Here is a 22950-nt window from a genome sequence, read left to right on the forward strand (position 1 = left end):
CGTATTGCGTCGAATAGTAGGGGGAATAAGATTAAAAGTCGATTATTGCGTTATTTGCGCTAACCACGTATAACAAACTGATAACCTATAAAAACAATAGAATACATTCGAAACACAAGGATTGCTGTCCAAGGAATGCAGAGTTTAGCCACGCAAAAGCCCAAAGTTTTGGTGCTGTATGCCCACCCTGAGTCACAGTCGTCAGTGGCCAACCAAATGATGCTCAAGAAAATTCAATCACTTGAGCATGTCACCGTGCATGATCTTTACGCGCACTATCCCGATTTTTTTATTGATGTCGCTGCGGAGCACCAACGACTTATCGAACATGATGTGATCGTGTTTCATCACCCTCTTTATATGTACTCTTGCCCAGCATTGCTGAAAGAATGGCTAGACCGAGTCCTCGGGAAAGGATTTGCGTTTGGTAGCGGTGAGGCGTTGAAGGGAAAATATTGGCGCAGTGTGATTACGACGGGAGGCCAAGAGGAAGCATTTAGTAAAGGTGGCTACAACCGCTATCCTTTATCAGAGATACTTCAACCTTTTGAGCTCACTGCAGCATTGTGTCAAATGCACTGGATTGAACCTTTAGTGCTTTACTGGGCAAGAAATGTCTCCGAAATGGAGCGCTACCAACACGCTGAAGCGTATCGACAGTGGTTGAATGACCCCTTGTATGTCTACCCAGAAGAATTAGGAGGCGAGCATGGCGCTTGAAAGTGATTTCCTCCAAAGTAGTGTGATCTTCTTGACTGCAGCGGTAGTGGCGGTGCCCCTTGCTCAACGGATGGGGCTTGGCTCGGTATTGGGTTACCTTCTTGCTGGTGTAGCGATCGGCCCCTGGGGGCTAGGCTTGATCAGCGACGTTGAAGCGATTCTCCACTTCGCTGAGTTTGGTGTCGTCTTGCTGCTCTTTCTGATCGGTTTAGAGCTGAACCCGAAAAAGCTATTACAAATGAAAGGACCGATTCTCGGTTTAGGCGGCGCGCAAGTGGTCATCACAACTTGTGTGATATCCAGCGTTGCTTATTTAGCGGGAACCAGTTGGCAAACCAGTTTAGTAATTGGAATGGGACTGGCGCTTTCCTCGACAGCCATTGCTTTGAAAGTGATTGAAGAGCAAGGGTTGGCAGGCAAAGAAGCGGGTCAATCGGGTTTTGCCGTATTGCTATTCCAAGATATCGCCGTGATTCCCATGTTGGCGATTTTGCCCTTACTTGCCGGAAATACGGCAGGCAATGCGTGGGATGCGCTGTGGATGTTTGCTGGCGTAGGCGGGCTGTTGGTTGGTGGTCACTTCTTGCTGCGACCATTGTTCCGTTATGTCGTGATTAGTGGCGTGCGTGAATTGTTTACTGTCGCGGCACTCTTGCTGGTGATAGGCATTGCTCTAATCATGAAGCAGCTTGGTTTATCTATGGCGCTAGGAACCTTTCTTGCTGGTGTGTTACTTGCGGAAAGCGAGTATCGTCACGAGTTAGAAATCGCGATAGAACCGTTTAAAGGTTTGCTGCTTGGACTCTTCTTTATTGCCGTGGGTATGGCGGTCAACTTGGGGTTGCTTGCGTTAGAACCATTTGCTGTCCTTGTGGCGGTATTCAGCTTGGTTGCGGTGAAAGGGGCGATTCTTTATTTCTTAGCGCGTCTTTATGGTAGTCGTGCAAAATCACGCAGTAAAATGGCGGCGATTTTAAGCCAAGGTGGTGAGTTCGCCTTCGTTATCTTTACCGCTGCGAGTGCCGAAGGGTTACTTAACCAAGAGCAGACGGCTTTCTTGCTTGTTGTGGTCAGCTTATCTATGGTCACCACCCCTCTATTACTGATGGCGCAGAACAAATGGTATGCGAGAGGACTGAACGCAGAAACAGAAGCAACATTGGCTAGTGATGTCATCAATAAGCAGCCGCGAGTCATCATTGCGGGCTTTGGTCGTTTTGGTCAAATCATTGGCCGTCTAATGTACGCCAACAAGATCAAAGTGACGGTGCTGGAAAGTGATGCTAGCCAAATTCAATTGCTGAGAAAGTATGGCTACAAAGTTTACTACGGTGACGCCACTCAGCTCGATTTATTGCGAGCCGCTGGTGCAGACAAAGCCGAAGCCATGGTCATTTGTACCGACTCACCGGATGAGATCATGAAGATCGTAGAACTCTGTCAGACGCATTTTCCTAAGCTACGTTTGCTCGCTCGAGCACGCAGTCGCGTAGAAGCTTATCAGTTGCTGAGTCATGGCGTTGAAAGTTATTCTCGTGAAACCTTCCTCGGTGCACTCGATCTAGGCCGTCAGGCGCTGGTTGAGCTGGGAATGCATCCGTATCAAGCCAAACGAGCGGAAGCCCATTTTAGGAAACTTGATAATGCGATGCTCAAAGAGCTCCTCCCTCAGCATCAAGATGATAAGCAATTGGCCTTAAGAGCCAAAGAAGCCCGTAAAGAACTGGAAGAGATTTTTGGTCGTGAAATGGAAAGCGATCAACAAGCGAAGAACTTCTGGGATTAATCCAATAGAGTCGTAACATGAAAAAAAGATTTATCGCAGGCGCCAACTGCCCGAAGTGTTCAGAACAAGACACATTACGTTGGTGGATAGAAAATAATATCGAACTGGTTGAGTGTGTCGAGTGTGGTCACCAAGATCAAAGAAAACCCGAGTCCATGGAAACGACCAAGCACAGCGGCGAAGAAATGATCGGGATTTTTAAGCCGGATTGATTGAGTTTCTCTGAATCATCCCCATAATAACCCCAGTAGAAAGTTTGCTGACCATAGGGTTAGCTGTGGTCCTTTATCCTCCTTGGAGCCAATATGAAAATCGAAAAGAACGTAGTAGTAAGTCTTGCTTACCAAGTAAAGCTAGAAGACGGTGTTGTTGTTGATCAGTCTACAACTGACGCGCCTCTAGATTACCTACACGGCAACAACAACCTAATCACTGGTCTCGAAACTGCACTAGAAGGTAAGGAAGCGGGCGCGAAGTTCTCTGTTACTGTTTCTCCAGAAGAAGCGTACGGTGAGCATAATGACGCACTAGTACAACGCGTTCCAGCCGATGTTTTCCAAGGTGTTGAGCAAATCGAAGTGGGTATGCGTTTTCTAGCGGATACTGACCAAGGTCCAATCCCTGTTGAAGTTACAGAAGTTGACGGTGACGAAGTTGTGGTTGATGGTAACCACATGCTAGCAGGTCAAACACTGACGTTTGATGTTGAAGTTGTCGCTCTACGCGAAGCAACAGCAGAAGAGATCGAACACGGCCATGTTCATCAAGCTGGTGGCTGTGGTCACGAGCACGATCACGAAGGTGGTTGTTGTGGTGGCGAAGGTCATGACCACGGTGAAGAGAAAAAAGACGGTTGCTGCGGTGGCGGTAGCTGCGGTTCTCACTAATCCATAGATGATTAGCGAGTAACAAGAGGCGTTTCCTGTAAAACGGGGAGCGCCTTTTTTGTCCCAGTAAGGTCGTTAGATTGAAGGAGTCCAACCGATGACAAAGCCTTTCTCAATCGCCGTTCATGGCGGAGCCGGAACCATTCTACGTGAGCAAATGAGCGATGAACTCAAGGCTGCGATCCTCGCTGATCTCGAGCGGTCCGTTCGCGCAGGGCATGAGATTCTTCTTCAATCTGGTGATGCACTTGATGCGGTGGTCGCTGCGGTTAAGGTGCTCGAAGATTCTCCTAACTTTAATGCTGGCAAAGGTTCGGTCCTAACTCATAAAGAAATGGTTGAGATGGATGCCTCCGTCATGCACGGAGCTAAGGCCGAAGCTGGTGCAGTGGCTGGGGTGCGCCATATTAAAAACCCGATTGAGCTTGCTCGTGATGTGATGCAGAAAAGCAACCACGTACTATTGATTGGTGACGGGGCTGAAGAGTTCGCGTTTGAGCAGGGCTACTCATTTACCGAGCAGGATTACTTCTTTACTGATCGCCGTTATGAGCAATTACTTTCGATGAAAGAGAAAGGTCTATTTGCGCTCTCAGAATCTAAATACCCCGATGATAAAAAGTACGGCACGGTCGGCGCCGTGGCTTTGGACCAAAAAGGGAACTTAGCGGCAGCAACCAGTACAGGAGGGGTGACAAATAAGAAGTATGGTCGAGTGGGTGATTCCTCAATTATTGGAGCAGGTACCTTTGCAGAGAACGGCAATGTGGCCGTTTCAACCACTGGTATGGGTGAATTCTTCATTCGTAAAATGGTTGCCGGGGACGTCGCTGCTCGAATGCGCTATCTCAAAGAAGATGTACACACCGCCTGTGAAACCATTATCCAAGGGGAATTGAAACAGATGGGCGGAGAAGGCGGTCTGATAGCGGTGAATGCGCAAGGTAATCTGCATTTTTCAATGAACAGTTCTGGGATGTATCGCGCGGGTATCGATAGAGATGGGAAACTGAGCGTAAAAATATACGCCGATGAGTAACCTCTGGCGGTGGTGTTTCGTCAGGAAAGCACTAACTGATTGATATAAATCGCAGTTGTTTTAAACATGGCTTTGTTTAATCAGTATTACGCATGGATGATTAAAAAATGACTGCAAGAAATGTGATTCAGTGCTAGAATCCATTTTTAACTAGCAACAGATACTGGAAAGATGGGAAATAACGTAGTCGTTCTGGGCACCCAATGGGGTGACGAAGGTAAAGGTAAAATCGTTGACCTTTTAACTGAAGATGCAAAGTATGTGGTTCGCTACCAAGGCGGTCACAATGCTGGTCACACTCTTGTAATTGACGGTGAAAAAACCGTTCTTCACTTAATTCCATCAGGCATCCTACGCGATAACGTAAAATGTGTTATCGGTAACGGCGTTGTACTCTCGCCTGAAGCACTTCTTAAAGAAATGAAGCCTCTAGAAGAGCGCGGCATCCCAGTACGCGAGCGTCTTTTCGTTTCTGAAGCTTGTCCTCTAATTCTTCCTTACCACATCGCTATCGATAACGCGCGTGAACTTGCTCGCGGTAAAAAAGCGATTGGTACAACAGGTCGTGGTATCGGTCCTGCTTACGAAGATAAAGTGGCTCGTCGCGGTCTACGCGTTGGTGATCTTTTCGATAAAGAGATGTTCGCTGAGAAACTAAAAGAAGTCATGGAATTCCATAACTTCCAACTAGAGCACTTCTACAAAGCTGAAACAGTAAGCTACGATGAAGTTCTTGAGCAGTGCATGGGTTACGCAGACCTACTAACCTCAATGGTTATGGATGTAACTGACGAACTAGACGCAGCACGTAAGCGCGGTGACAAGATCATGTTCGAAGGTGCTCAAGGTACGCTACTAGATATCGACCACGGTACTTACCCATACGTAACTTCTTCTAACACGACTGCTGGTGGTGTTGCTGCAGGTTCTGGTTTTGGTCCTCGTCACATCGGTTACATTCTTGGTATTACTAAGGCGTACTGTACTCGCGTTGGTTCAGGTCCATTCCCAACTGAGCTTTACGACGGTCAAGACAAGCAAGACCCAATCGGTAAACACCTAGGTACTGTTGGTCACGAGTTTGGTGCAACAACAGGTCGTCTACGTCGTACAGGTTGGTTTGATGCAGTAGCAATGCGCCGCGCAATCCAAATCAACTCTCTAACGGGTATGTGTCTAACGAAACTAGACGTTCTTGATGGTCTAAAAGAGATCAAGATCTGTACTGGTTACAAGATGAAAGATGGCTCTATCCTAGAAGTTTCGCCAATGGCTGCTGAGTCTTTTGAAGAAGCAACGCCAATCTACGAAACAATGCCAGGTTGGTCTGAAACCACATTCGGTGCTAAGACTCTAGACGCACTGCCTCAAGCGGCTCTAGATTACATCAAGCGTATCGAAGAGCTAACGGGTATCCCAGTTGATATTATTTCTACTGGCCCTGACCGTAATGAAACCATCATTAAGGTTCACCCATACCAAGCTTAATTTCTGATTGCTATCAGTGAATTAAAAAACCAGCACTCCGGTGCTGGTTTTTTATGACCATTTTTCTCTTGATCTATCGGTTGTGAATGGCAACAATTTGCCTGATAGCGGCAATTTTGATTAAAGAGTTAGCACCCATTGCCGATATAACTATCAAGCTTGCCGCATCTATGGCAAAACGGGTGTTATCGTTTTAGCTTCTCGTCGAAGTGAAACCGTAGCACACACGATCGAAGTGAAGAGTGCAGACAATGAAGCTAAGAAAATTAGCGGCTTCGATGGTATTGGCTTTAAGTATCTCGGCAGTTCAGGCGAATGAATTGCCTGAAATTGGTGAGCCGGTACCTATATATACCGAAGCAGAACTGATTAAACTGATAAACAACAATCAACATCTAGAGCGTGTCAAAGCGGATAATTGCCAGTTGGTAGAAGACATCGTCGCGCGAGCAACGCGCATTAGTCTTCCGTCTTACGAGTTTCTTTACGGAGATATGTTGGCATGGGGCGTGTGTGTCGATCAGGATGTTGAGCTTGGCCTTTATTATATGGAAAATGCGGCTCATCAAGGTTTACCTGCCGCGCTTGAGCAGTTAGGTCGTTACTATTCTAGAGGCACTTTAGTGCAACAAGACAAAGAACGTGCGATCCCCTATCTGCGTGAAGCGGCAGCCATGGGCAACTTAAATGCTCGAATTCACCTTGCTGAATTATTGTTGCGTGATTATGGCAGTCCGTTGGACTACGAAGATGCCTATCGTTGGCTGTATAATTCCGTCACTGCAGATCAGCGTACGCACAAGCGCATTTCAATTCTGCGTCAAGGTTTAGAACGTCGCATGCCAGAAAACATTATTGTGAGAGCGAAAAAGCGCGACACCTTCTGGTAACTCTGAACCCTTGAACATTTGGTAGCTGCACTCACCAATGAATTCAAACTAAACGCTCCGCAATGTCGGGGCGTTTTTGTCTCTTTGATAGGCAATACAATCTTCGCGTTGATCCATAAGCTTAGTAGAGGTTGGCTATCTGCTCAGATTTAGTCATTTATTGGGGTGCAGCCAGTTCTTGTGCTGTAGGTAACCGTAAGATTTAGATATACTTAAAGAGTCCTCCAATTGATAGCAGGCCTTCCTATGTCAGACAATACCCATAATGACCCTTTTGCAGCTCGTGAATCGGAGAATTATGAAAATCCGATCCCTAGCCGTGAGTACATTCTTGAATTCTTAAGCCAAGCCGGTGTTCCGATGAATCGCAACGACCTGTTTGAGGCGTTGAAATTGTCTGGTGAAGATCACTATGAAGGTTTGCGTCGTCGTCTTCGCGCAATGGAGCGCGACGGTCAGCTCGTGTTCACGCGTCGTCAATGCTATGCCCTGCCTGAGAAGTTGGAAATGGTAAAAGGCTATGTGATTGGTCACAAAGATGGACACGGTTGGGTCCGTCCAGAAGGCAGTGTTGGCAAAGATAACGACATTGTGCTTCCTCATCACCAGATGAAAAACATTATCCATGGTGACTACGTACTGGTGCAACCGACGGACAACTCTAAGCGAGGACGAAAGGAAGGGCGACTCGTTCGTGTTCTCGAAGAACGAGCAACCCAGATTGTGGGTCGTTTCTTTCTTGAGTATGGCTACTCATACGTTGTCCCTGATGATTCACGTATCAGCCAAGACATCCTAATTCCAAATGATCTCAGAGCGGGTGCTCGCATGGGTAATGTCGTCGTGATTGAGATTACCGATCGCGGCTCCCGTTCTCGCGGCATGATGGGTAAAGTAGTGGAAGTGTTGGGCGAGAACATGGCGCCAGGGATGGAAACGCAGATCGCAATCCGTACTCACCAGATTCCTCATGAGTGGCCAGAAGCTGTTAACAAGCAAATTGAAGGCTTGGGAGAAGAGGTTCCGGAAGAGGCGAAAGTAGGGCGTGTTGATCTTCGTGACTTACCATTAGTCACTATCGATGGTGAAGATGCTCGTGACTTCGATGATGCTGTTTTCTGTGAGAAGAAGAAAAGTGGTGGGTGGCGTTTGTGGGTAGCTATCGCGGATGTCAGCTATTACGTTCGCCCAGACAGCGCACTCGATAAAGAAGCGATCAATCGCGGTAACTCGGTTTACTTCCCATCTCAAGTTGTACCTATGTTACCAGAGGTGCTTTCCAACGGACTATGTTCACTCAACCCGCAAGTTGATCGGCTATGTATGGTCTGTGAGATGACCATCTCTGACACCGGTAAACTCTCAGGCTACAAGCACTACGAAGCGGTGATGAACTCGCACGCGCGTCTGACCTACAACAAGGTGCACGACATCTTGGAAGGGGATGAAGAACTTAGAATGCGCTATCACAAGCTGGTACCGCATCTTGAAGAACTGCATAGCATGTACAAGGTACTCAAGCATGCACGTGACAATCGCGGTGCGATCGAGTTTGAAACGGTCGAGACTAAGTTTATTTTTAATGCTGAACGCAAGATTGACAGCATCGAGCCTGTGATTCGTAACGATGCGCACAAGATCATCGAAGAGTGTATGATTCTGGCCAATATCGCCTCGGCTTCATTAGTTGAGAAAGCGAAAGAGCCAGCACTCTACCGTATTCACGAATCTCCGGGTGAATTACGTTTACAGGGCTTCCGTGATTTCTTAGGTGAGTTAGGTCTGCATCTAAATGGTGGTTTAGAACCGTCACCAACAGACTACGCCGATCTGGTAAGACAGATTTCCGAGCGCCAAGATAAAGAACTGATTCAAACCATGTTGCTACGTTCGATGAAGCAAGCGGTCTATAACGCAGATAACTGCGGCCACTTTGGCTTGGCGTTAAAGCGATATGCGCACTTTACTTCGCCAATTCGTCGTTATCCAGACTTGCTGTTACATCGAGCAATCAAATATCTGATTGCCAAGGAAAACGGCACCCTGAAAGACCGCTGGACGCCAACAGGTGGATACCATTACTCGTTTGATGATATGGATTTCTACGGTGAGCAATGTTCGATGACCGAACGCCGCGCAGACGATGCGACTCGTGAAGTCTCGGATTGGCTCAAGTGTGAATACATGCAAGATCATGTTGGTGAAGAGCTAGATGGCGTGATCGCAAACGTCACAGGATTTGGCTTCTTTGTTCGCCTAAGTGACCTTCATATCGATGGATTGGTTCACATCTCCGCGCTTGCTAACGACTATTATCAATTTGATCCGATTGGTCAAAGACTTATCGGTGAAAGTTTTGGCGCGATTTATCGTTTAGGGGATGCGGTTAAAGTCAAAGTGCTTTCAGTCAATTTAGATGATCGTCAAATTGACTTTGAATTAGTCGAAACAAGTCGTAAGCTACGCGGCGAAGGAAAGACGGCGAAGAAACGCGCGGCAGAGGCAAAACGAAAAGCCAAAGAGAAAAAACGTGCAGCTACCAAAAATGGCACAGGGCGGAAAGCGAGCCCTGATGTAGAGCCGACGAAACGACCAGAGCGTGCGGAATCTAAATCAGGCAAGAAGCCGAAGGTCACCAAGGCTCGTAAGAAAAAGCCAGGTGCTAAGCCGAAGAAAACTAAGCGCACGAAGAAAGCGGCACAGTAAGAAATTAACCCAACAGGTTTTTAAATGAGTAACGAATTTATTTACGGAATTCACGCCGTCAAAGCGGTACTAGAGCGTGAACCTGAGCGCTTTATTGAAGCGTTTGTGCTGAAAGGTCGTCAAGATGACCGCTTGATGCCGATTTTGAATGAACTCCAAGTGTGTGGAGTGTCGATTCAGCAAATGACGCGCAAGACACTCGATGATAAAGCACGTGGTGCAAACCACCAAGGCATTATGGCGCGCGTGAAACCGGCCAAGCAGCTTAACGAAAACGACTTAGACGATATACTTGCCAAACATGAGTCACCACTTTTGTTGGTTCTTGATGGCGTAACAGATCCACATAACCTTGGTGCTTGTTTACGTAATGCGGATGCTGCAGGTGTTGCTGCGGTAATCGTACCAAAAGATAAGTCAGCGAATATTACGGCAACAGTGAGTAAAGTGGCATGTGGTGCGGCTGAAACGGTACCACTAGTTCGCGTGACTAACCTAGCGCGCACCATGCGAGCACTTCAAGAACAGGGCATTTGGTTTGTCGGCACTGCTGGTGAAGCGACTCAGGATATATACCAAGCTAAATTAACAGGCTCTTTGGCTATTGTAATGGGGGCTGAAGGAGATGGTATGCGTCGTCTAACCCGTGAAACCTGTGATGACTTAATCAAGATCCCGATGGCAGGTAGCGTATCTAGCCTTAATGTTTCAGTAGCATCTGGCGTATGTTTATTTGAGGCAGTGCGTCAGCGTTTAGCTTAAGCTATTGGCAACATTCTAAAGAGCAGATTGTTAGTTCAGTCTGCTCTTTTTTTTGATCAATGCGCAGCTAAAACCTCCTTGGCATCTTTCTCGTTTATTTTTCAAACAGGGCTTGCATGTGAAACTGTGATCTGTATAATGCGTCGCACTGGTTAAGCCAGTTGTGAACCAATGAGCGCCGAGGAGCCGATTTATCGGGTAATGTAGACTCAGCTTATGTTCGCGGTTAATACAATTAGCTATCTTTTCTTCGGAAAAACTATCCCCAGAGGTGACTCTGGTATGTAGGGATAGTTAATCGAAAATTAACTGACAATGCGTCCTAATCTTGGATGCTACGGTTTCACATAAATCAATCGGCATTCTCTCGTCTTGACGAGTCTGAGTGGCGATATTGTTTGTGTAATTTTTAATATTGGAGCTCTGTCTCATGCAGAACCAACGTATCCGTATCCGCCTAAAAGCTTTCGATTACAAACTAATCGACGCTTCTACAGCGGAAATCGTTGAAACAGCTAAGCGCACTGGCGCACAGGTTCGTGGTCCAATCCCACTACCTACTCGTAAAGAGCGTTTCACAGTTCTTATCTCTCCACACGTTAACAAGAAAGCACGTGACCAGTACGAAATCCGTACTCACAAGCGTCTAATCGACATCGTTGAGCCAACAGACAAAACTGTTGATGCTCTAATGCGTCTAGACCTTGCTGCGGGCGTTGACGTTCAAATTAGCCTAGGTTAAGGGAGATTAGAAGAATGATTGGTCTAATCGGTCGTAAAGTGGGCATGACCCGCGTATTTACTGAAGAAGGCGTTTCTATCCCAGTAACTGTTGTTGAGGTTGAAGCTAACCGTGTTTCTCAAGTGAAAACTCTTGAGACAGATGGCTACGCAGCAATCCAGGTTACTACTGGTGCTAAGAAAGCTAACCGCGTATCAAAGCCAGAAGCAGGTCACTTTGCTAAAGCTGGTGTTGAAGCTGGTCGTGGTCTTTGGGAATTCCGTTTGGAAAACGGTGAAGAGTTCGCAGTTGGCGCTGAGCTAACAGTTGAACTATTCAACGAAACTAAGAAAGTAGACGTTACTGGTACTTCTAAAGGTAAAGGTTTCCAAGGCGCTGTTAAGCGTTGGAACTTCCGCACTCAAGATGCTACTCACGGTAACTCATTGTCTCACCGTGCTCCTGGTTCTATCGGTCAATGTCAGACTCCAGGTCGCGTATTTAAAGGCAAGAAAATGGCAGGTCACATGGGTGCTGAGCGTGTAACGACTCAAAACCTAGAGATCGTACGTGTTGACGCTGAGCGCAACCTGCTTCTTATCAAAGGTGCAGTCCCAGGCGCAACTGGCGGAAACGTGATCGTTAAACCAGCTGTTAAAGCATAACGTCTCAGGAGTAAGTAATGGAACTAATGGTTAAAGGTGCTGATGCACTAACTGTTTCCGAAACTACTTTCGGACGTGAGTTTAACGAAGCTCTTGTACACCAAGTAGTTGTTGCATTTGCAGCAGGTGCTCGTCAAGGTACACGTGCTCAGAAAACACGTTCAGAAGTATCTGGCGGTGGCGCTAAGCCATGGCGTCAAAAAGGTACTGGTCGCGCACGCGCTGGTACAATCCGTAGCCCAATCTGGCGTACAGGTGGTGTTACTTTTGCTGCGAAACCACAAGATCACAGCCAAAAAGTAAACAAAAAAATGTACCGTGGTGCTATGAAGAGCATTCTTTCTGAGCTAGTTCGTCAAGAGCGTCTAATCGTTGTTGATAACTTCTCAGTTGAAGCGCCAAAGACTAAAGAGCTAGTTGCTAAGCTTAAAGAGCTTGAGCTAACTGACGCTCTAATCGTGACTAGCGAAGTAGATGAGAATCTATTCCTAGCTGCTCGTAACCTATACAAAGTTGACGCACGTGACGTTGCTGGTATCGACCCAGTTTCACTAATCGCGTTCGACAAAGTTGTAATGACTGCTGAAGCAGTTAAGCAAGTTGAGGAGATGCTAGCATGATCACTGAAGAGCGTATCCTAAAAGTTCTACGTGCACCGCACATCTCTGAAAAAGCAACTATGGCAGCTGAGAAAGCGAACACTATCGTTTTCAAAGTAGCAAAAGATGCAACTAAGAAAGAGATCAAAGCTGCTGTAGAGAAGCTTTTTGAAGTTGAAGTTAAGTCTGTAAATACTCTTATCACTAAGGGTAAGACCAAACGTCAAGGTCTACGCCAAGGTCGCCGCAGCGACGTTAAGAAAGCGTACGTTACTTTGAAAGAAGGTCAAGATCTTGACTTTGTTGGCGGCGCGGAATAACAGGAGTAGTTGAACAATGGCTATTGTTAAATGTAAGCCGACTTCCCCTGGTCGTCGTCACGTTGTTAAAGTTGTTAACGCTGACCTACACAAGGGCAAGCCATACGCACCTCTTCTAGAGAAAAACTCTAAGAACGGTGGTCGTAACAACAACGGTCGTATCACAGTACGTCACATCGGCGGTGGTCACAAGCACCACTACCGTGTAATTGACTTCAAACGTACTAAAGACGGTATCCCAGCGAAAGTTGAGCGTCTAGAATACGATCCAAACCGTAGCGCTAACATCGCTCTAGTTCTGTACGCAGACGGTGAGCGTCGTTACATCCTAGCACCTAAAGGTGTTCAAGCTGGTGATGCTATCCAGTCTGGTGTTGATGCACCAATCAAAGCTGGTAACGCTCTACCAATGCGTAACATCCCAGTAGGTTCAACTGTACACAACGTTGAACTAAAACCTGGTAAAGGTGGTCAGCTAGCTCGTTCGGCTGGTGCTTATGCTCAAATCGTTGCTCGCGACGGTGCATACGTAACTATCCGTCTACGTTCTGGTGAAATGCGCAAAGTACTTTCTGAAGGCCGTGCAACAATCGGTGAAGTTGGTAACTCTGAGCACATGCTACGTGAACTTGGTAAAGCTGGTGCTAACCGCTGGCGCGGTGTTCGTCCAACCGTTCGCGGTGTGGTAATGAACCCAGTAGACCACCCACACGGTGGTGGTGAAGGTCGTACTTCTGGTGGCCGTCACCCAGTTTCACCATGGGGTCAGCCAACTAAAGGCTTCAAGACTCGTAAGAACAAACGCACTGACAAGTACATCGTACGTCGTCGTAACAAGTAATCTATATAAAGAGGAATCGCCATGCCACGTTCTCTCAAGAAAGGTCCATTTATTGACCTACACTTGCTGAAGAAGGTAGAGAAAGCGGTGGAAAGCGGAGACAAAAAGCCTATTAAGACTTGGTCCCGTCGTTCAATGATCATCCCTACGATGATCGGTTTGACCATCGCTGTCCATAATGGTCGTCAGCACGTACCAGTTTTCGTTACTGAAGAAATGATCGGTCACAAACTGGGTGAATTTGCACCAACTCGTACTTACCGCGGCCACGTCGTGGATAAGAAAGCGAAGAAGCGTTAAGGAGTAGATGATGGAAGCACTAGCTAAACATAACTTTGCTCGCATTTCGCCTCAGAAAGCTCGCTTAGTTGCTGATCAAATTCGTGGTAAATCTGTAGACCAGGCTCTAGAAATTCTAACGTTCAGCAACAAAAAAGCTGCTGAGCTAATCAAGAAAGTTCTTGAGTCAGCTATCGCTAACGCGGAGCACAACGAAGGCGCAGATATTGACGATCTAAATGTCGCAAAAATCTTCGTAGATGAAGGCCCGATCATGAAGCGTATTATGCCTCGTGCTAAAGGTCGTGCGGATCGTATCTTGAAGCGTTCAAGCCACATCACTGTTGTTGTAGCAGATCGCTAAGAGACTAGGAGAGTAAGCAATGGGTCAAAAAGTACATCCTAATGGTATTCGTCTAGGCATCGTTAAGCCTTGGAATGCTACATGGTTTGCTAACACCAAAGATTTCGCTGACAACCTAGACGGCGACTTCAAGGTACGTCAGTTCCTTACAAGTGAACTGAAAAAAGCGTCACTATCACGCATCGTTATCGAGCGTCCAGCTAAGAGCATCCGTGTGACTATTCACACTGCTCGTCCTGGCGTAGTAATCGGTAAGAAAGGTGAAGACGTAGAAAAACTTCGCGCAGCTGTAGCTAAAATCGCAGGTGTACCAGCGCAAATCAACATCGCTGAAGTACGTAAGCCTGAGCTAGATGCACAGCTTGTAGGTGATAGCATCGCGTCTCAGCTAGAGCGTCGTGTTATGTTCCGTCGTGCTATGAAGCGCGCGGTACAAAACGCAATGCGTCTAGGCGCTAAAGGTATCAAAGTAGAAGTAAGCGGTCGTCTAGGCGGCGCTGAAATTGCACGTTCTGAGTGGTACCGTGAAGGCCGTGTGCCTCTACACACTCTTCGTGCTGACATTGATTACGCAACTTCTTCGGCTCACACTCAATACGGTGTGATCGGCATTAAAGTTTGGATCTTCAAAGGTGAGATTCTAGGCGGTATGCCAGCAGCTAACGCTGTAGAGCCTAAAGGCGACAAGCCTAAGAAGCAGCGTAAAGGCCGTAAGTAAGGAGTCGACAGATGCTACAACCTAAACGTACTAAGTTCCGTAAGGTTCAGACAGGTCGTAACCGTGGTCTAGCTAAGGGTACTGATGTAAGCTTCGGCGAATTCGGTCTTAAAGCTGTTGGCCGTGGTCGTCTAACTGCTCGTCAAATCGAAGCGGCACGTCGTGCAATGACACGTCACGTTAAGCGTCAAGGTAAAATCTGGATTCGTGTATTCCCAGACAAGCCTATCACAGAAAAACCACTAGAAGTTCGTCAAGGTAAGGGTAAAGGTAACGTTGAGTACTGGGTAGCCCAAATCCAACCTGGTAAGGTTATGTACGAAATGGGTGGTGTACCTGAAGAATTGGCACGTGAAGCGTTCCGCCTAGCGGCTCGTAAACTGCCATTCAAGACTACATTTGTAACTAAGCAGGTGATGTGATGAAAGCACAAGATCTACGCGAGAAAAGCGTTGAAGAGCTTAACGCTGAGCTATTGAATTTGCTACGCGAACAGTTCAACTTGCGCATGCAAGCTGCAACTGGTCAGCTACAGCAAACTCATACTCTGAAAGCTGTACGCCGTGATATCGCACGTGTGAAAACTGTTTTGACTGAGAAGGCAGGCGCATAATGAGCGAAGTAAAACGTACTCAACAAGGTCGTGTTGTTAGCGACAAGATGGACAAGTCTATCGTAGTTGCTATCGAGCGCATGGTTAAACACCCAATTTACGGTAAATACGTAAAGCGCACGACTAAAGTACACGCACATGACGAGAACAACGAATGTGGCCTAGGCGACAGCGTTGAAATCGCAGAGTGTCGTCCAATGTCTAAGACTAAGTCTTGGACTTTGGTAAAAGTTCTAGAAAAAGCGAAAGGTTAATCTTTAGCTAATTCTATGAAACTAAACGGCTCCAAAAATATTTTTGGGGCCGTTTATTTTTTGACTACCCAATTGAAAAAAAGGGTGGTACAATTCGCGTCCCTTTTAAAGAGGCAGCCCGACCCGTGAGGGTCTAGTTTTTTTATATATTTAGCGGAGCACTAACATGATCCAAATGCAAAGTATGCTGGACGCAGCTGATAACTCAGGCGCTCGCAGCGTAATGTGTATTAAGGTTCTGGGTGGCTCTCACCGCCGTTATGCACATATCGGTGACGTCATCAAAGTTACTGTTAAGGAAGCAATTCCTCGCGGTAAAGTTAAGAAAGGTGACGTTCTGAAGGCGGTGGTAGTTCGCACCCGTAAAGGCGTACGTCGTCCAGACGGTTCTGTCATTCGCTTCGACCGTAATGCTTGCGTATTGTTGAACGACAACACTGAGCAACCAATCGGTACACGTATCTTTGGTCCTGTGACACGCGAACTTCGTGGCGATAAGTTCATGAAGATCGTTTCACTGGCTCCAGAAGTTCTGTAAGGAGCACGTAAGATGGCAGCTAAAATCCGTCGTAATGACGAAGTAATCGTTCTTGCTGGTAAAGATAAAGGCAAGAAAGGTAAAGTAACTAAGGTTCTAGCAACTGGTAAAGTTATCGTTGAAGGTATCAACCTAGTTAAGAAACACCAAAAACCTGTTCCAGCTCTAGGTATCCAAGGCGGTATTGTTGAGCAGGAAGCAGCTATTGACGTTTCTAACGTGGCGCTTTTCAACGCAGCTACTGGTAAAGCTGACCGTATCGGTTTCCGTTTTGAAGATGGCAAGAAAGTTCGTTTCTTCAAGTCTAACGGCGAAACTGTTTCTAACTAATAGAAAGTAATTTGGAGTTCTACTATGGCGAAACTGCATGATTACTACAAGTCGTCTGTAGTCGCTGAACTGACCAAAGAGTTCAGCTACACAAGCGTCATGCAAGTCCCTAGAATCGAGAAAATCACCCTAAACATGGGTGTTGGTGAAGCAATCAACGATAAGAAACTGCTAGAAAACGCAGCTGCTGATATGGCAACGATCTCTGGTCAAAAGCCACTTATCACTAAAGCTCGCAAATCTGTTGCTGGTTTCAAAATCCGTGAAGGCTACCCTATCGGTTGTAAAGTAACCTTGCGTGGCGAACGTATGTGGGATTTTCTTGAGCGTTTGATTAACATCGCTCTTCCACGAGTACGTGACTTCCGTGGTGTTAGCGCTAAGTCTTTTGACGGACGCGGTAACTACAGCATGGGCGTTCGCGAGCAAATCATCTTCCCGGAAATCGACTTTGATAAAGTTGATAAAGTACGCGGTCTAGACATCACTATTACGACGTCTGCTGGTACTGATGAGGAAGGCCGTGCTCTGCTGGCTGCCTTTAACTTCCCATTCCGTAAGTAAGGTGAAGGGTTACTGTTATGGCTAAAAATTCAATGAAAGCACGTGAAGCAAAACGTGCGAAGCTAGTAGCTAAGTTCGCTGAAAAGCGTGCTGCGCTAAAAGCTATCATCAGCGATGTAAACGCATCTGAAGAAGATCGTTGGAACGCAGTTCTTACACTGCAATCTCTTCCACGTGATTCAAGTGCATCACGTCAGCGCAACCGTTGTAACCAAACTGGTCGTCCACACGGTTACCTACGTAAGTTCGGTCTAAGCCGTATCAAAGTTCGCGAAGCTTGCATGAAAGGCGAGATTCCTGGACTTCGTAAGGCTAGCTGGTAATTGCCACTTAATCATTTGGAGTAAATCATATGAGCATGCAAGATCCGATTTCGGATATGCTGACCCGCGTTCGTAACGGTCAGGCAGCAAACAAAGTTGCTGTTAAAATGCCTTCTTCAAAGCTTAAAGTTGCAATCGCTGCACTACTAAAAGCTGAAGGTTACATCGTTGACTTCGCTGTTGAAGGCGAAGCAAAACCTGAGCTAGAAGTTACTCTTAAGTACTTCCAAGCTAAACCAGTAATCGAGCAACTTAAACGTGTTTCTCGTCCAGGTCTACGTGTTTACAAGAAGAAAGATGAGCTTCCTTCTGTAATGGGTGGTCTTGGTGTTGCTATCGTTTCAACTTCCAAGGGTCTTATGTCAGACCGTGCTGCACGTAAAGCAGGTCTTGGTGGTGAAATCATCGCTTACGTAGCGTAATAGGAGTAGAAAATGTCTCGTGTTGCTAAAGCACCTGTCGCTATTCCAGCTGGCGTAGAGGTGAAACTAAACGGCCAAGAAATCACTGTAAAAGGTGCTAAAGGCGAACTATCTCGCGTTCTTAACGACGCAGTAGTTGTAGCTCAGGAAGAAAACAATCTTACTTTCGGTCCTAAAGAAGGTGTTGTAAACGCATGGGCACAAGCTGGTACAGCTCGCGCTCTAGTTAACAACATGGTTGTTGGCGTTACTGAAGGCTTTACTAAGAAGCTAACTCTTAAAGGTGTTGGTTACCGTGCTGCTATCAAAGGCAACGCTGTAGGTCTAACACTAGGCTTCTCACACCCAGTTGAGCACGAGTTGCCAGCGGGTATTAAAGCTGAGTGTCCAAGCCAAACTGAAATCGTGATCACTGGTTGTGACAAACAACTTGTTGGTCAGGTTGCGGCTGACATTCGTTCTTACCGTGAGCCTGAGCCTTACAAAGGTAAAGGTGTTCGTTACGCAGATGAAAATGTGCGTACTAAAGAAGCTAAGAAGAAGTAAGGTAACACTATGGATAAGAAAGCATCTCGCATCCGTCGTGCTACACGCGCACGTCGTAAGATTGCAGAACTGGGTGCAACTCGCCTAGTAGTACACCGTACTCCTCGTCACGTGTACGCTCAGGTTATTGCAGCTAACGGCTCTGAGGTTATCGCAGCAGCTTCTACTGTAGAAAAAGCGATCCGTGAGCAAGTTAAGAACACTGGTAACATCGATGCAGCTAAAGCAGTAGGTAAAGCTGTTGCTGAGCGCGCTCTTGAAAAAGGCGTAGAATCAGTTGCATTTGATCGTTCTGGTTTCCAATACCACGGTCGAGTAGCGGCGCTAGCAGAATCTGCTCGCGAAGCTGGTCTGAAATTCTAAGGTAGGGTTGGAAGATGGCTAAAGAACAACAAGTTCAAGCGAATGATTTGCAAGAAAAGCTAATCGCAGTTAACCGTGTATCTAAGACGGTTAAAGGTGGTCGAATCATGAGCTTCACTGCACTAACAGTTGTTGGTGACGGTAACGGTCGTGTAGGTTTCGGTTACGGCAAAGCTCGTGAAGTACCTGCAGCGATTCAAAAAGCAATGGAAAAAGCGCGTCGTAACATGACTACGATCGCTCTAAACGAAGGCACTCTTCACCACCCAGTGAAAGGTCGCCACTCGGGCTCTAAAGTTTACATGCAGCCTGCAGCAGAAGGTACGGGTGTTATCGCAGGTGGTGCGATGCGTGCAGTACTAGAAGTTGCTGGTGTACACAACGTACTATCTAAAGCATACGGTTCTACGAACCCTATCAACATCGTTCGTGCAACGATCGATGCACTAGGTAGCATGAAGTCGCCAGAAATGGTTGCTGCTAAACGTGGTCTAACTGTTGAATCTATTTCGGAGTAAGAACACCATGGCAACTATTAAAGTAACTCAAACTAAAAGCTCAATTGGTCGTCTACCTAAGCACAAAGCGTGTCTTAAAGGTCTAGGCCTTCGTAAAATCAACCACACAGTAGAACTTGAAGATACTCCGTGCGTACGCGGTATGATCAACAAGGTTTACTACATGGTTAAAGTTGAGGAGTAATCAGAATGCGTTTGAATACTCTATCTCCAGCTGCTGGTGCTAAGACTACTGCTAAACGCGTAGGTCGTGGTATCGGTTCTGGCCTAGGTAAAACTGGTGGCCGTGGCCACAAAGGTCAAAAGTCACGTTCTGGTGGTTCAGTTCGTCCAGGTTTTGAAGGCGGTCAGATGCCTCTGAAACAACGTCTACCTAAATTCGGCTTCACTTCTCGTAAGAGCCTAGTGTCTGCTGAAGTTCGTCTAGCTGAGCTAGCGAAAGTAACAGGTGACGTAGTAGATCTAAACAGCCTTAAAGCTGCTAACGTTATCACTAAGAACATCGAATTCGTAAAAGTTGTTCTATCTGGTGAGATCAACAAAGCAGTGACTGTTAAAGGTCTACGTGTGACTAAAGGCGCTAAAGCTGCAATCGAAGCTGCAGGCGGTAAAATCGAGGAATAATCTCGAGGAACGAGGTACAGATGGCTAAGAAACCAGGACAAGATTTTCGTAGTGCTCAGAGCGGCTTAAGTGAACTAAAGTCGCGCTTATTATTCGTAATTGGTGCACTTTTAGTATTCCGAGCCGGCTCATTTGTGCCGATTCCTGGTATTGACGCTGCTGTACTTGCCGATTTGTTCGAACAGCAAAAAGGTACCATCGTTGAAATGTTTAACATGTTCTCCGGTGGTGCTCTTGAGCGTGCATCTATATTAGCGTTGGGCATCATGCCGTATATTTCGGCATCTATTGTTGTCCAACTGCTAACTGTAGTTCATCCAGCGTTAGCTGAACTCAAAAAAGAGGGTGAAGCAGGCCGTCGTAAGATCAGCCAATATACACGCTACGGCACGCTTGTACTTGCAACATTCCAAGCTATTGGTATTGCAACAGGCTTACCAAACATGGTCGATAATCTGGTTGTTATCAACCAAACCATGTTTACGCTAATTGCTACCGTAAGTTTAGTAACCGGCACCATGTTCCTAATGTGGTTAGGTGAACAAATTACAGAGCGTGGAATTGGTAACGGTATTTCGTTGCTAATTTTTGCAGGTATTGTTGCTGGATTGCCTTCGGCAATCGGTCAAACAATCGAGCAAGCGCGTCAAGGTGAATTGCATGTACTTCTTCTGCTGTTGATTGCTGTACTAGCATTCGCAGTTATTTACTTTGTTGTTTTCATGGAACGTGGTCAACGTCGTATCGTTGTTAACTACGCGAAGCGTCAACAAGGTCGCAAAGTATTTGCTGCGCAAAGCACTCACTTGCCACTTAAAATTAATATGGCAGGTGTTATTCCGGCAATCTTCGCATCAAGCATTATCCTGTTCCCAGGAACACTGGCTCAGTGGTTTGGTCAGAACGGTGAGAGCAGCGCGTTCGGTTGGTTAACTGACGTGTCTTTGGCTCTTAGCCCAGGTCAACCTCTGTATGTAATGCTTTATGCAGCAGCGATTATTTTCTTCTGTTTCTTCTACACGGCGTTGGTATTCAACCCGCGTGAAACAGCAGATAACCTGAAGAAGTCTGGTGCATTCGTACCCGGTATCCGCCCAGGTGAGCAGACAGCTAAGTACATTGATAAAGTAATGACACGTCTAACCCTTGCTGGTGCACTGTACATTACCTTTATCTGTCTGATTCCAGAGTTTATGATGGTCGCGTGGAACGTACGTTTCTACTTCGGCGGTACATCACTACTAATCGTAGTCGTTGTAATCATGGACTTTATGGCACAGGTACAGACTCATATGATGTCCCAACAATATGATTCTGTGTTGAAGAAAGCGAATCTGAAAGGTTACGGCCGTTAATCCGGCGGTGGCTTCAGTTTCAATTACGGAGTTTAGCAATGAAAGTTCGTGCTTCCGTTAAAAAAATCTGCCGTAACTGTAAAGTTATCAAGCGTAACGGTGTCGTTCGCGTGATTTGCAGTGAGCCAAAGCACAAGCAGCGCCAAGGCTAATCAGCAGAAATTTTTACTTGAAATATAAGGTAGTGTCGAGTATATTCCTCGGCCTACCTTTTGCGTGCAAAAGAAGTAGTATTCCGCAGCGTATCCATAACGGGCTTTGCTGCGGCTAATTCTTTTTAAGAAACACTAGGAGTGAATAATGGCCCGTATAGCAGGCATTAACATTCCTGATCAAAAACATGCTGTGATTGCACTAACGTCAATCTACGGCATCGGTAAAACTCGCTCTCAAGCTATCCTAGCTGAAGTGGGTATTGCTGAAGATGTTAAGATCAGTGAACTAACTGAAGAGCAGATCGATCAACTGCGTGATGGTGTAGCTAAGTACACTGTAGAAGGTGATCTACGTCGTGAAGTATCTATGAACATCAAGCGTCTTATGGACCTTGGCTGTTACCGTGGTCTTCGTCATCGTCGCAGTCTACCACTACGTGGACAGCGTACTAAAACCAATGCTCGCACCCGTAAGGGTCCGCGTAAGCCGATCAAGAAATAATCGGGAAGGTAGAGTACAATGGCTAAACAACCAACTCGCGCTCGTAAGCGCGTACGCAAGCAAGTTGCAGATGGCGTTGCGCACATCCATGCATCTTTCAATAACACAATCGTAACTATTACTGACCGTCAAGGTAACGCTCTAGCATGGGCTACTGCAGGTGGTTCAGGCTTCCGCGGTTCTCGTAAGTCTACTCCGTTCGCTGCACAGGTTGCTGCTGAGCGTTGTGCTGAAATGGCTAAAGAATACGGCCTAAAGAACTTGGAAGTTATGGTTAAGGGTCCTGGTCCAGGTCGTGAATCTACTGTTCGCGCACTGAACGCAGCTGGTTTCCGCATCACAAACATTGTTGATGCTACACCAATCCCTCATAACGGTTGTCGTCCACCTAAGAAACGTCGCGTATAACGTTTTTTAGATTACTGGAGAAAGATCATGGCAAGATATTTGGGTCCTAAGCTGAAGCTTAGCCGTCGCGAAGGTACTGACTTATTCCTTAAGTCTGGTGTACGCGCGATCGATACCAAGTGTAAAATTGATAACGCACCAGGTGTACACGGCGCTCGTCGCGGTCGTCTATCTGAGTATGGCGTTCAGCTTCGCGAGAAGCAAAAAGTTCGTCGTATGTACGGCGTTCTAGAAAAACAATTCCGTAACTACTACAAAGAAGCAGCTCGCCTTAAAGGCAACACTGGTGAAAACCTACTTCAGCTTCTTGAAGGTCGTCTTGATAACGTAGTTTACCGCATGGGCTTTGGTGCAACTCGCGCAGAAGCACGTCAGCTAGTTAGCCACAAAGCTATCCTAGTTAACGGTAAAGTTGTAAACGTTCCTTCTTTCAAAGTTGCGGCTAACGACGTTGTTGCTATCCGCGAGAAAGCTCAAAAGCAATCTCGTATCAAAGCGGCTCTAGAAGTTGCTGAACAACGCGAAAAACCAACTTGGATTGAAGTAGATGGTGGCAAGATGGAAGGTACGTTCAAGCGTCTGCCTGAGCGTTCAGATCTGTCTGCTGACATCAACGAACAACTGATCGTCGAGCTTTACTCTAAGTAAGG

At 46.5% G+C, this 22950-nt stretch carries 35 protein-coding genes; all 35 read left to right on the forward strand.

Annotated features, from left to right (window positions below):
- Nucleotides 1–135 precede the first annotated feature (135 nt).
- The 35 genes from kefG to rpsD all read left to right on the forward strand — a co-directional run bounded on the left by kefG (nt 136) and on the right by rpsD (nt 22948).
- On the forward strand, nt 136–720 hold the full coding sequence (gene kefG / locus ACUALS_RS01335; protein WP_038139271.1) for a glutathione-regulated potassium-efflux system ancillary protein KefG: 585 nt from the start codon (nt 136–138) through the stop codon (nt 718–720).
- Nucleotides 710–2506, forward strand: coding sequence for a glutathione-regulated potassium-efflux system protein KefB (gene kefB, locus ACUALS_RS01340; protein WP_038192812.1), 1797 nt, complete (start codon nt 710–712; stop codon nt 2504–2506). The genes kefG and kefB overlap by 11 nt, the downstream gene beginning before the upstream one ends.
- Nucleotides 2507–2523: 17 nt before the next feature.
- Complete coding sequence (locus ACUALS_RS01345) at nt 2524–2718, forward strand: YheV family putative zinc ribbon protein (RefSeq protein WP_038139277.1); 195 nt, start codon at nt 2524–2526, stop codon at nt 2716–2718.
- Between the two features lie 93 nt (nt 2719–2811).
- On the forward strand, nt 2812–3393 hold the full coding sequence (slyD, locus tag ACUALS_RS01350; protein ID WP_454448707.1) for a peptidylprolyl isomerase: 582 nt from the start codon (nt 2812–2814) through the stop codon (nt 3391–3393).
- A gap of 97 nt (nt 3394–3490) precedes the next feature.
- Nucleotides 3491–4432, forward strand: a complete 942-nt coding sequence (locus ACUALS_RS01355) for an isoaspartyl peptidase/L-asparaginase family protein (protein WP_454448708.1) — start codon at nt 3491–3493, stop codon at nt 4430–4432.
- 171 nt (nt 4433–4603) lie between these two features.
- Nucleotides 4604–5920 (forward strand): adenylosuccinate synthase, encoded by a 1317-nt coding sequence (locus tag ACUALS_RS01360; RefSeq protein WP_038139284.1) that lies wholly within the window; start codon nt 4604–4606, stop codon nt 5918–5920.
- Nucleotides 5921–6171: 251 nt separating this feature from the next.
- Nucleotides 6172–6810, forward strand: coding sequence for a flagellar protein MotX (motX, locus tag ACUALS_RS01365; RefSeq protein ID WP_005470916.1), 639 nt, complete (start codon nt 6172–6174; stop codon nt 6808–6810).
- A gap of 246 nt (nt 6811–7056) precedes the next feature.
- Nucleotides 7057–9516 (forward strand): ribonuclease R, encoded by a 2460-nt coding sequence (gene rnr / locus ACUALS_RS01370; RefSeq protein ID WP_454448709.1) that lies wholly within the window; start codon nt 7057–7059, stop codon nt 9514–9516.
- A gap of 24 nt (nt 9517–9540) precedes the next feature.
- Nucleotides 9541–10278: a 23S rRNA (guanosine(2251)-2'-O)-methyltransferase RlmB gene (rlmB, locus tag ACUALS_RS01375; protein ID WP_038213041.1), complete on the forward strand. Its 738-nt coding sequence runs from the start codon at nt 9541–9543 to the stop codon at nt 10276–10278.
- A 430-nt stretch (nt 10279–10708) separates the two neighbouring features.
- Nucleotides 10709–11020, forward strand: coding sequence for a 30S ribosomal protein S10 (gene rpsJ / locus ACUALS_RS01380; RefSeq protein WP_004410492.1), 312 nt, complete (start codon nt 10709–10711; stop codon nt 11018–11020).
- Nucleotides 11021–11034: 14 nt separating this feature from the next.
- On the forward strand, nt 11035–11664 hold the full coding sequence (gene rplC / locus ACUALS_RS01385; protein WP_005470867.1) for a 50S ribosomal protein L3: 630 nt from the start codon (nt 11035–11037) through the stop codon (nt 11662–11664).
- Between the two features lie 17 nt (nt 11665–11681).
- The gene (gene rplD, locus ACUALS_RS01390; RefSeq protein ID WP_005435074.1) at nt 11682–12284 is read left to right on the forward strand and encodes a 50S ribosomal protein L4; all 603 of its coding nucleotides are present in this window, start codon (nt 11682–11684) and stop codon (nt 12282–12284) included.
- Nucleotides 12281–12583: a 50S ribosomal protein L23 gene (gene rplW, locus ACUALS_RS01395; RefSeq protein WP_004398471.1), complete on the forward strand. Its 303-nt coding sequence runs from the start codon at nt 12281–12283 to the stop codon at nt 12581–12583. The genes rplD and rplW overlap by 4 nt, the downstream gene beginning before the upstream one ends.
- Before the next feature lie 16 nt (nt 12584–12599).
- A complete protein-coding gene (rplB, locus tag ACUALS_RS01400) occupies nt 12600–13424 on the forward strand; it encodes a 50S ribosomal protein L2 (RefSeq protein WP_038139298.1) in 825 nt (274 codons plus the stop codon).
- Between the two features lie 21 nt (nt 13425–13445).
- Nucleotides 13446–13724, forward strand: coding sequence for a 30S ribosomal protein S19 (gene rpsS / locus ACUALS_RS01405; RefSeq protein WP_004745876.1), 279 nt, complete (start codon nt 13446–13448; stop codon nt 13722–13724).
- Nucleotides 13725–13734: 10 nt separating this feature from the next.
- Complete coding sequence (rplV, locus tag ACUALS_RS01410; protein WP_004410462.1) at nt 13735–14067, forward strand: 50S ribosomal protein L22; 333 nt, start codon at nt 13735–13737, stop codon at nt 14065–14067.
- Nucleotides 14068–14086: 19 nt separating this feature from the next.
- On the forward strand, nt 14087–14785 hold the full coding sequence (gene rpsC, locus ACUALS_RS01415; RefSeq protein WP_005471060.1) for a 30S ribosomal protein S3: 699 nt from the start codon (nt 14087–14089) through the stop codon (nt 14783–14785).
- A gap of 11 nt (nt 14786–14796) precedes the next feature.
- On the forward strand, nt 14797–15207 hold the full coding sequence (gene rplP, locus ACUALS_RS01420) for a 50S ribosomal protein L16 (RefSeq protein WP_005379577.1): 411 nt from the start codon (nt 14797–14799) through the stop codon (nt 15205–15207).
- Nucleotides 15207–15398, forward strand: a complete 192-nt coding sequence (gene rpmC / locus ACUALS_RS01425) for a 50S ribosomal protein L29 (protein WP_004410456.1) — start codon at nt 15207–15209, stop codon at nt 15396–15398. Before rplP ends, rpmC begins: the two co-directional genes overlap by 1 nt.
- Nucleotides 15398–15652 carry a 30S ribosomal protein S17 gene (rpsQ, locus tag ACUALS_RS01430; protein ID WP_008072333.1) on the forward strand — a complete coding sequence of 85 codons (255 nt, stop codon included), beginning with the start codon at nt 15398–15400 and terminating at the stop codon, nt 15650–15652. The genes rpmC and rpsQ overlap by 1 nt, the downstream gene beginning before the upstream one ends.
- A 166-nt stretch (nt 15653–15818) precedes the next feature.
- Entirely contained in the window at nt 15819–16190 is a 372-nt protein-coding gene (gene rplN, locus ACUALS_RS01435; RefSeq protein ID WP_004410450.1) for a 50S ribosomal protein L14, read from the forward strand.
- Nucleotides 16191–16202: 12 nt separating this feature from the next.
- A complete protein-coding gene (gene rplX, locus ACUALS_RS01440; protein ID WP_005476984.1) occupies nt 16203–16520 on the forward strand; it encodes a 50S ribosomal protein L24 in 318 nt (105 codons plus the stop codon).
- 24 nt (nt 16521–16544) lie between these two features.
- On the forward strand, nt 16545–17084 hold the full coding sequence (gene rplE / locus ACUALS_RS01445; RefSeq protein WP_038139307.1) for a 50S ribosomal protein L5: 540 nt from the start codon (nt 16545–16547) through the stop codon (nt 17082–17084).
- A 17-nt stretch (nt 17085–17101) separates the two neighbouring features.
- On the forward strand, nt 17102–17407 hold the full coding sequence (gene rpsN / locus ACUALS_RS01450) for a 30S ribosomal protein S14 (protein ID WP_004410442.1): 306 nt from the start codon (nt 17102–17104) through the stop codon (nt 17405–17407).
- A gap of 29 nt (nt 17408–17436) precedes the next feature.
- Entirely contained in the window at nt 17437–17829 is a 393-nt protein-coding gene (rpsH, locus tag ACUALS_RS01455; protein ID WP_005476983.1) for a 30S ribosomal protein S8, read from the forward strand.
- A gap of 12 nt (nt 17830–17841) precedes the next feature.
- Nucleotides 17842–18375 (forward strand): 50S ribosomal protein L6, encoded by a 534-nt coding sequence (rplF, locus tag ACUALS_RS01460; RefSeq protein ID WP_005476994.1) that lies wholly within the window; start codon nt 17842–17844, stop codon nt 18373–18375.
- Between the two features lie 9 nt (nt 18376–18384).
- Entirely contained in the window at nt 18385–18738 is a 354-nt protein-coding gene (gene rplR / locus ACUALS_RS01465; RefSeq protein WP_004410436.1) for a 50S ribosomal protein L18, read from the forward strand.
- Nucleotides 18739–18752: 14 nt separating this feature from the next.
- On the forward strand, nt 18753–19256 hold the full coding sequence (gene rpsE, locus ACUALS_RS01470) for a 30S ribosomal protein S5 (RefSeq protein ID WP_004745894.1): 504 nt from the start codon (nt 18753–18755) through the stop codon (nt 19254–19256).
- A 7-nt stretch (nt 19257–19263) separates the two neighbouring features.
- Entirely contained in the window at nt 19264–19440 is a 177-nt protein-coding gene (rpmD, locus tag ACUALS_RS01475; protein ID WP_004410429.1) for a 50S ribosomal protein L30, read from the forward strand.
- Between the two features lie 5 nt (nt 19441–19445).
- Nucleotides 19446–19880, forward strand: a complete 435-nt coding sequence (gene rplO / locus ACUALS_RS01480; protein WP_004410426.1) for a 50S ribosomal protein L15 — start codon at nt 19446–19448, stop codon at nt 19878–19880.
- 20 nt (nt 19881–19900) lie between these two features.
- Nucleotides 19901–21235, forward strand: a complete 1335-nt coding sequence (gene secY, locus ACUALS_RS01485) for a preprotein translocase subunit SecY (RefSeq protein WP_008072356.1) — start codon at nt 19901–19903, stop codon at nt 21233–21235.
- A gap of 38 nt (nt 21236–21273) precedes the next feature.
- On the forward strand, nt 21274–21387 hold the full coding sequence (gene rpmJ, locus ACUALS_RS01490; RefSeq protein WP_000868186.1) for a 50S ribosomal protein L36: 114 nt from the start codon (nt 21274–21276) through the stop codon (nt 21385–21387).
- Between the two features lie 148 nt (nt 21388–21535).
- The gene (gene rpsM, locus ACUALS_RS01495) at nt 21536–21892 is read left to right on the forward strand and encodes a 30S ribosomal protein S13 (protein ID WP_005435100.1); all 357 of its coding nucleotides are present in this window, start codon (nt 21536–21538) and stop codon (nt 21890–21892) included.
- 18 nt (nt 21893–21910) lie between these two features.
- Entirely contained in the window at nt 21911–22300 is a 390-nt protein-coding gene (gene rpsK, locus ACUALS_RS01500; protein WP_001118870.1) for a 30S ribosomal protein S11, read from the forward strand.
- 27 nt (nt 22301–22327) lie between these two features.
- The gene (gene rpsD / locus ACUALS_RS01505) at nt 22328–22948 is read left to right on the forward strand and encodes a 30S ribosomal protein S4 (RefSeq protein ID WP_005477001.1); all 621 of its coding nucleotides are present in this window, start codon (nt 22328–22330) and stop codon (nt 22946–22948) included.
- Nucleotides 22949–22950 lie beyond the last annotated feature (2 nt).

Source organism: Vibrio sp. NH-7 (genome assembly GCF_053643215.1).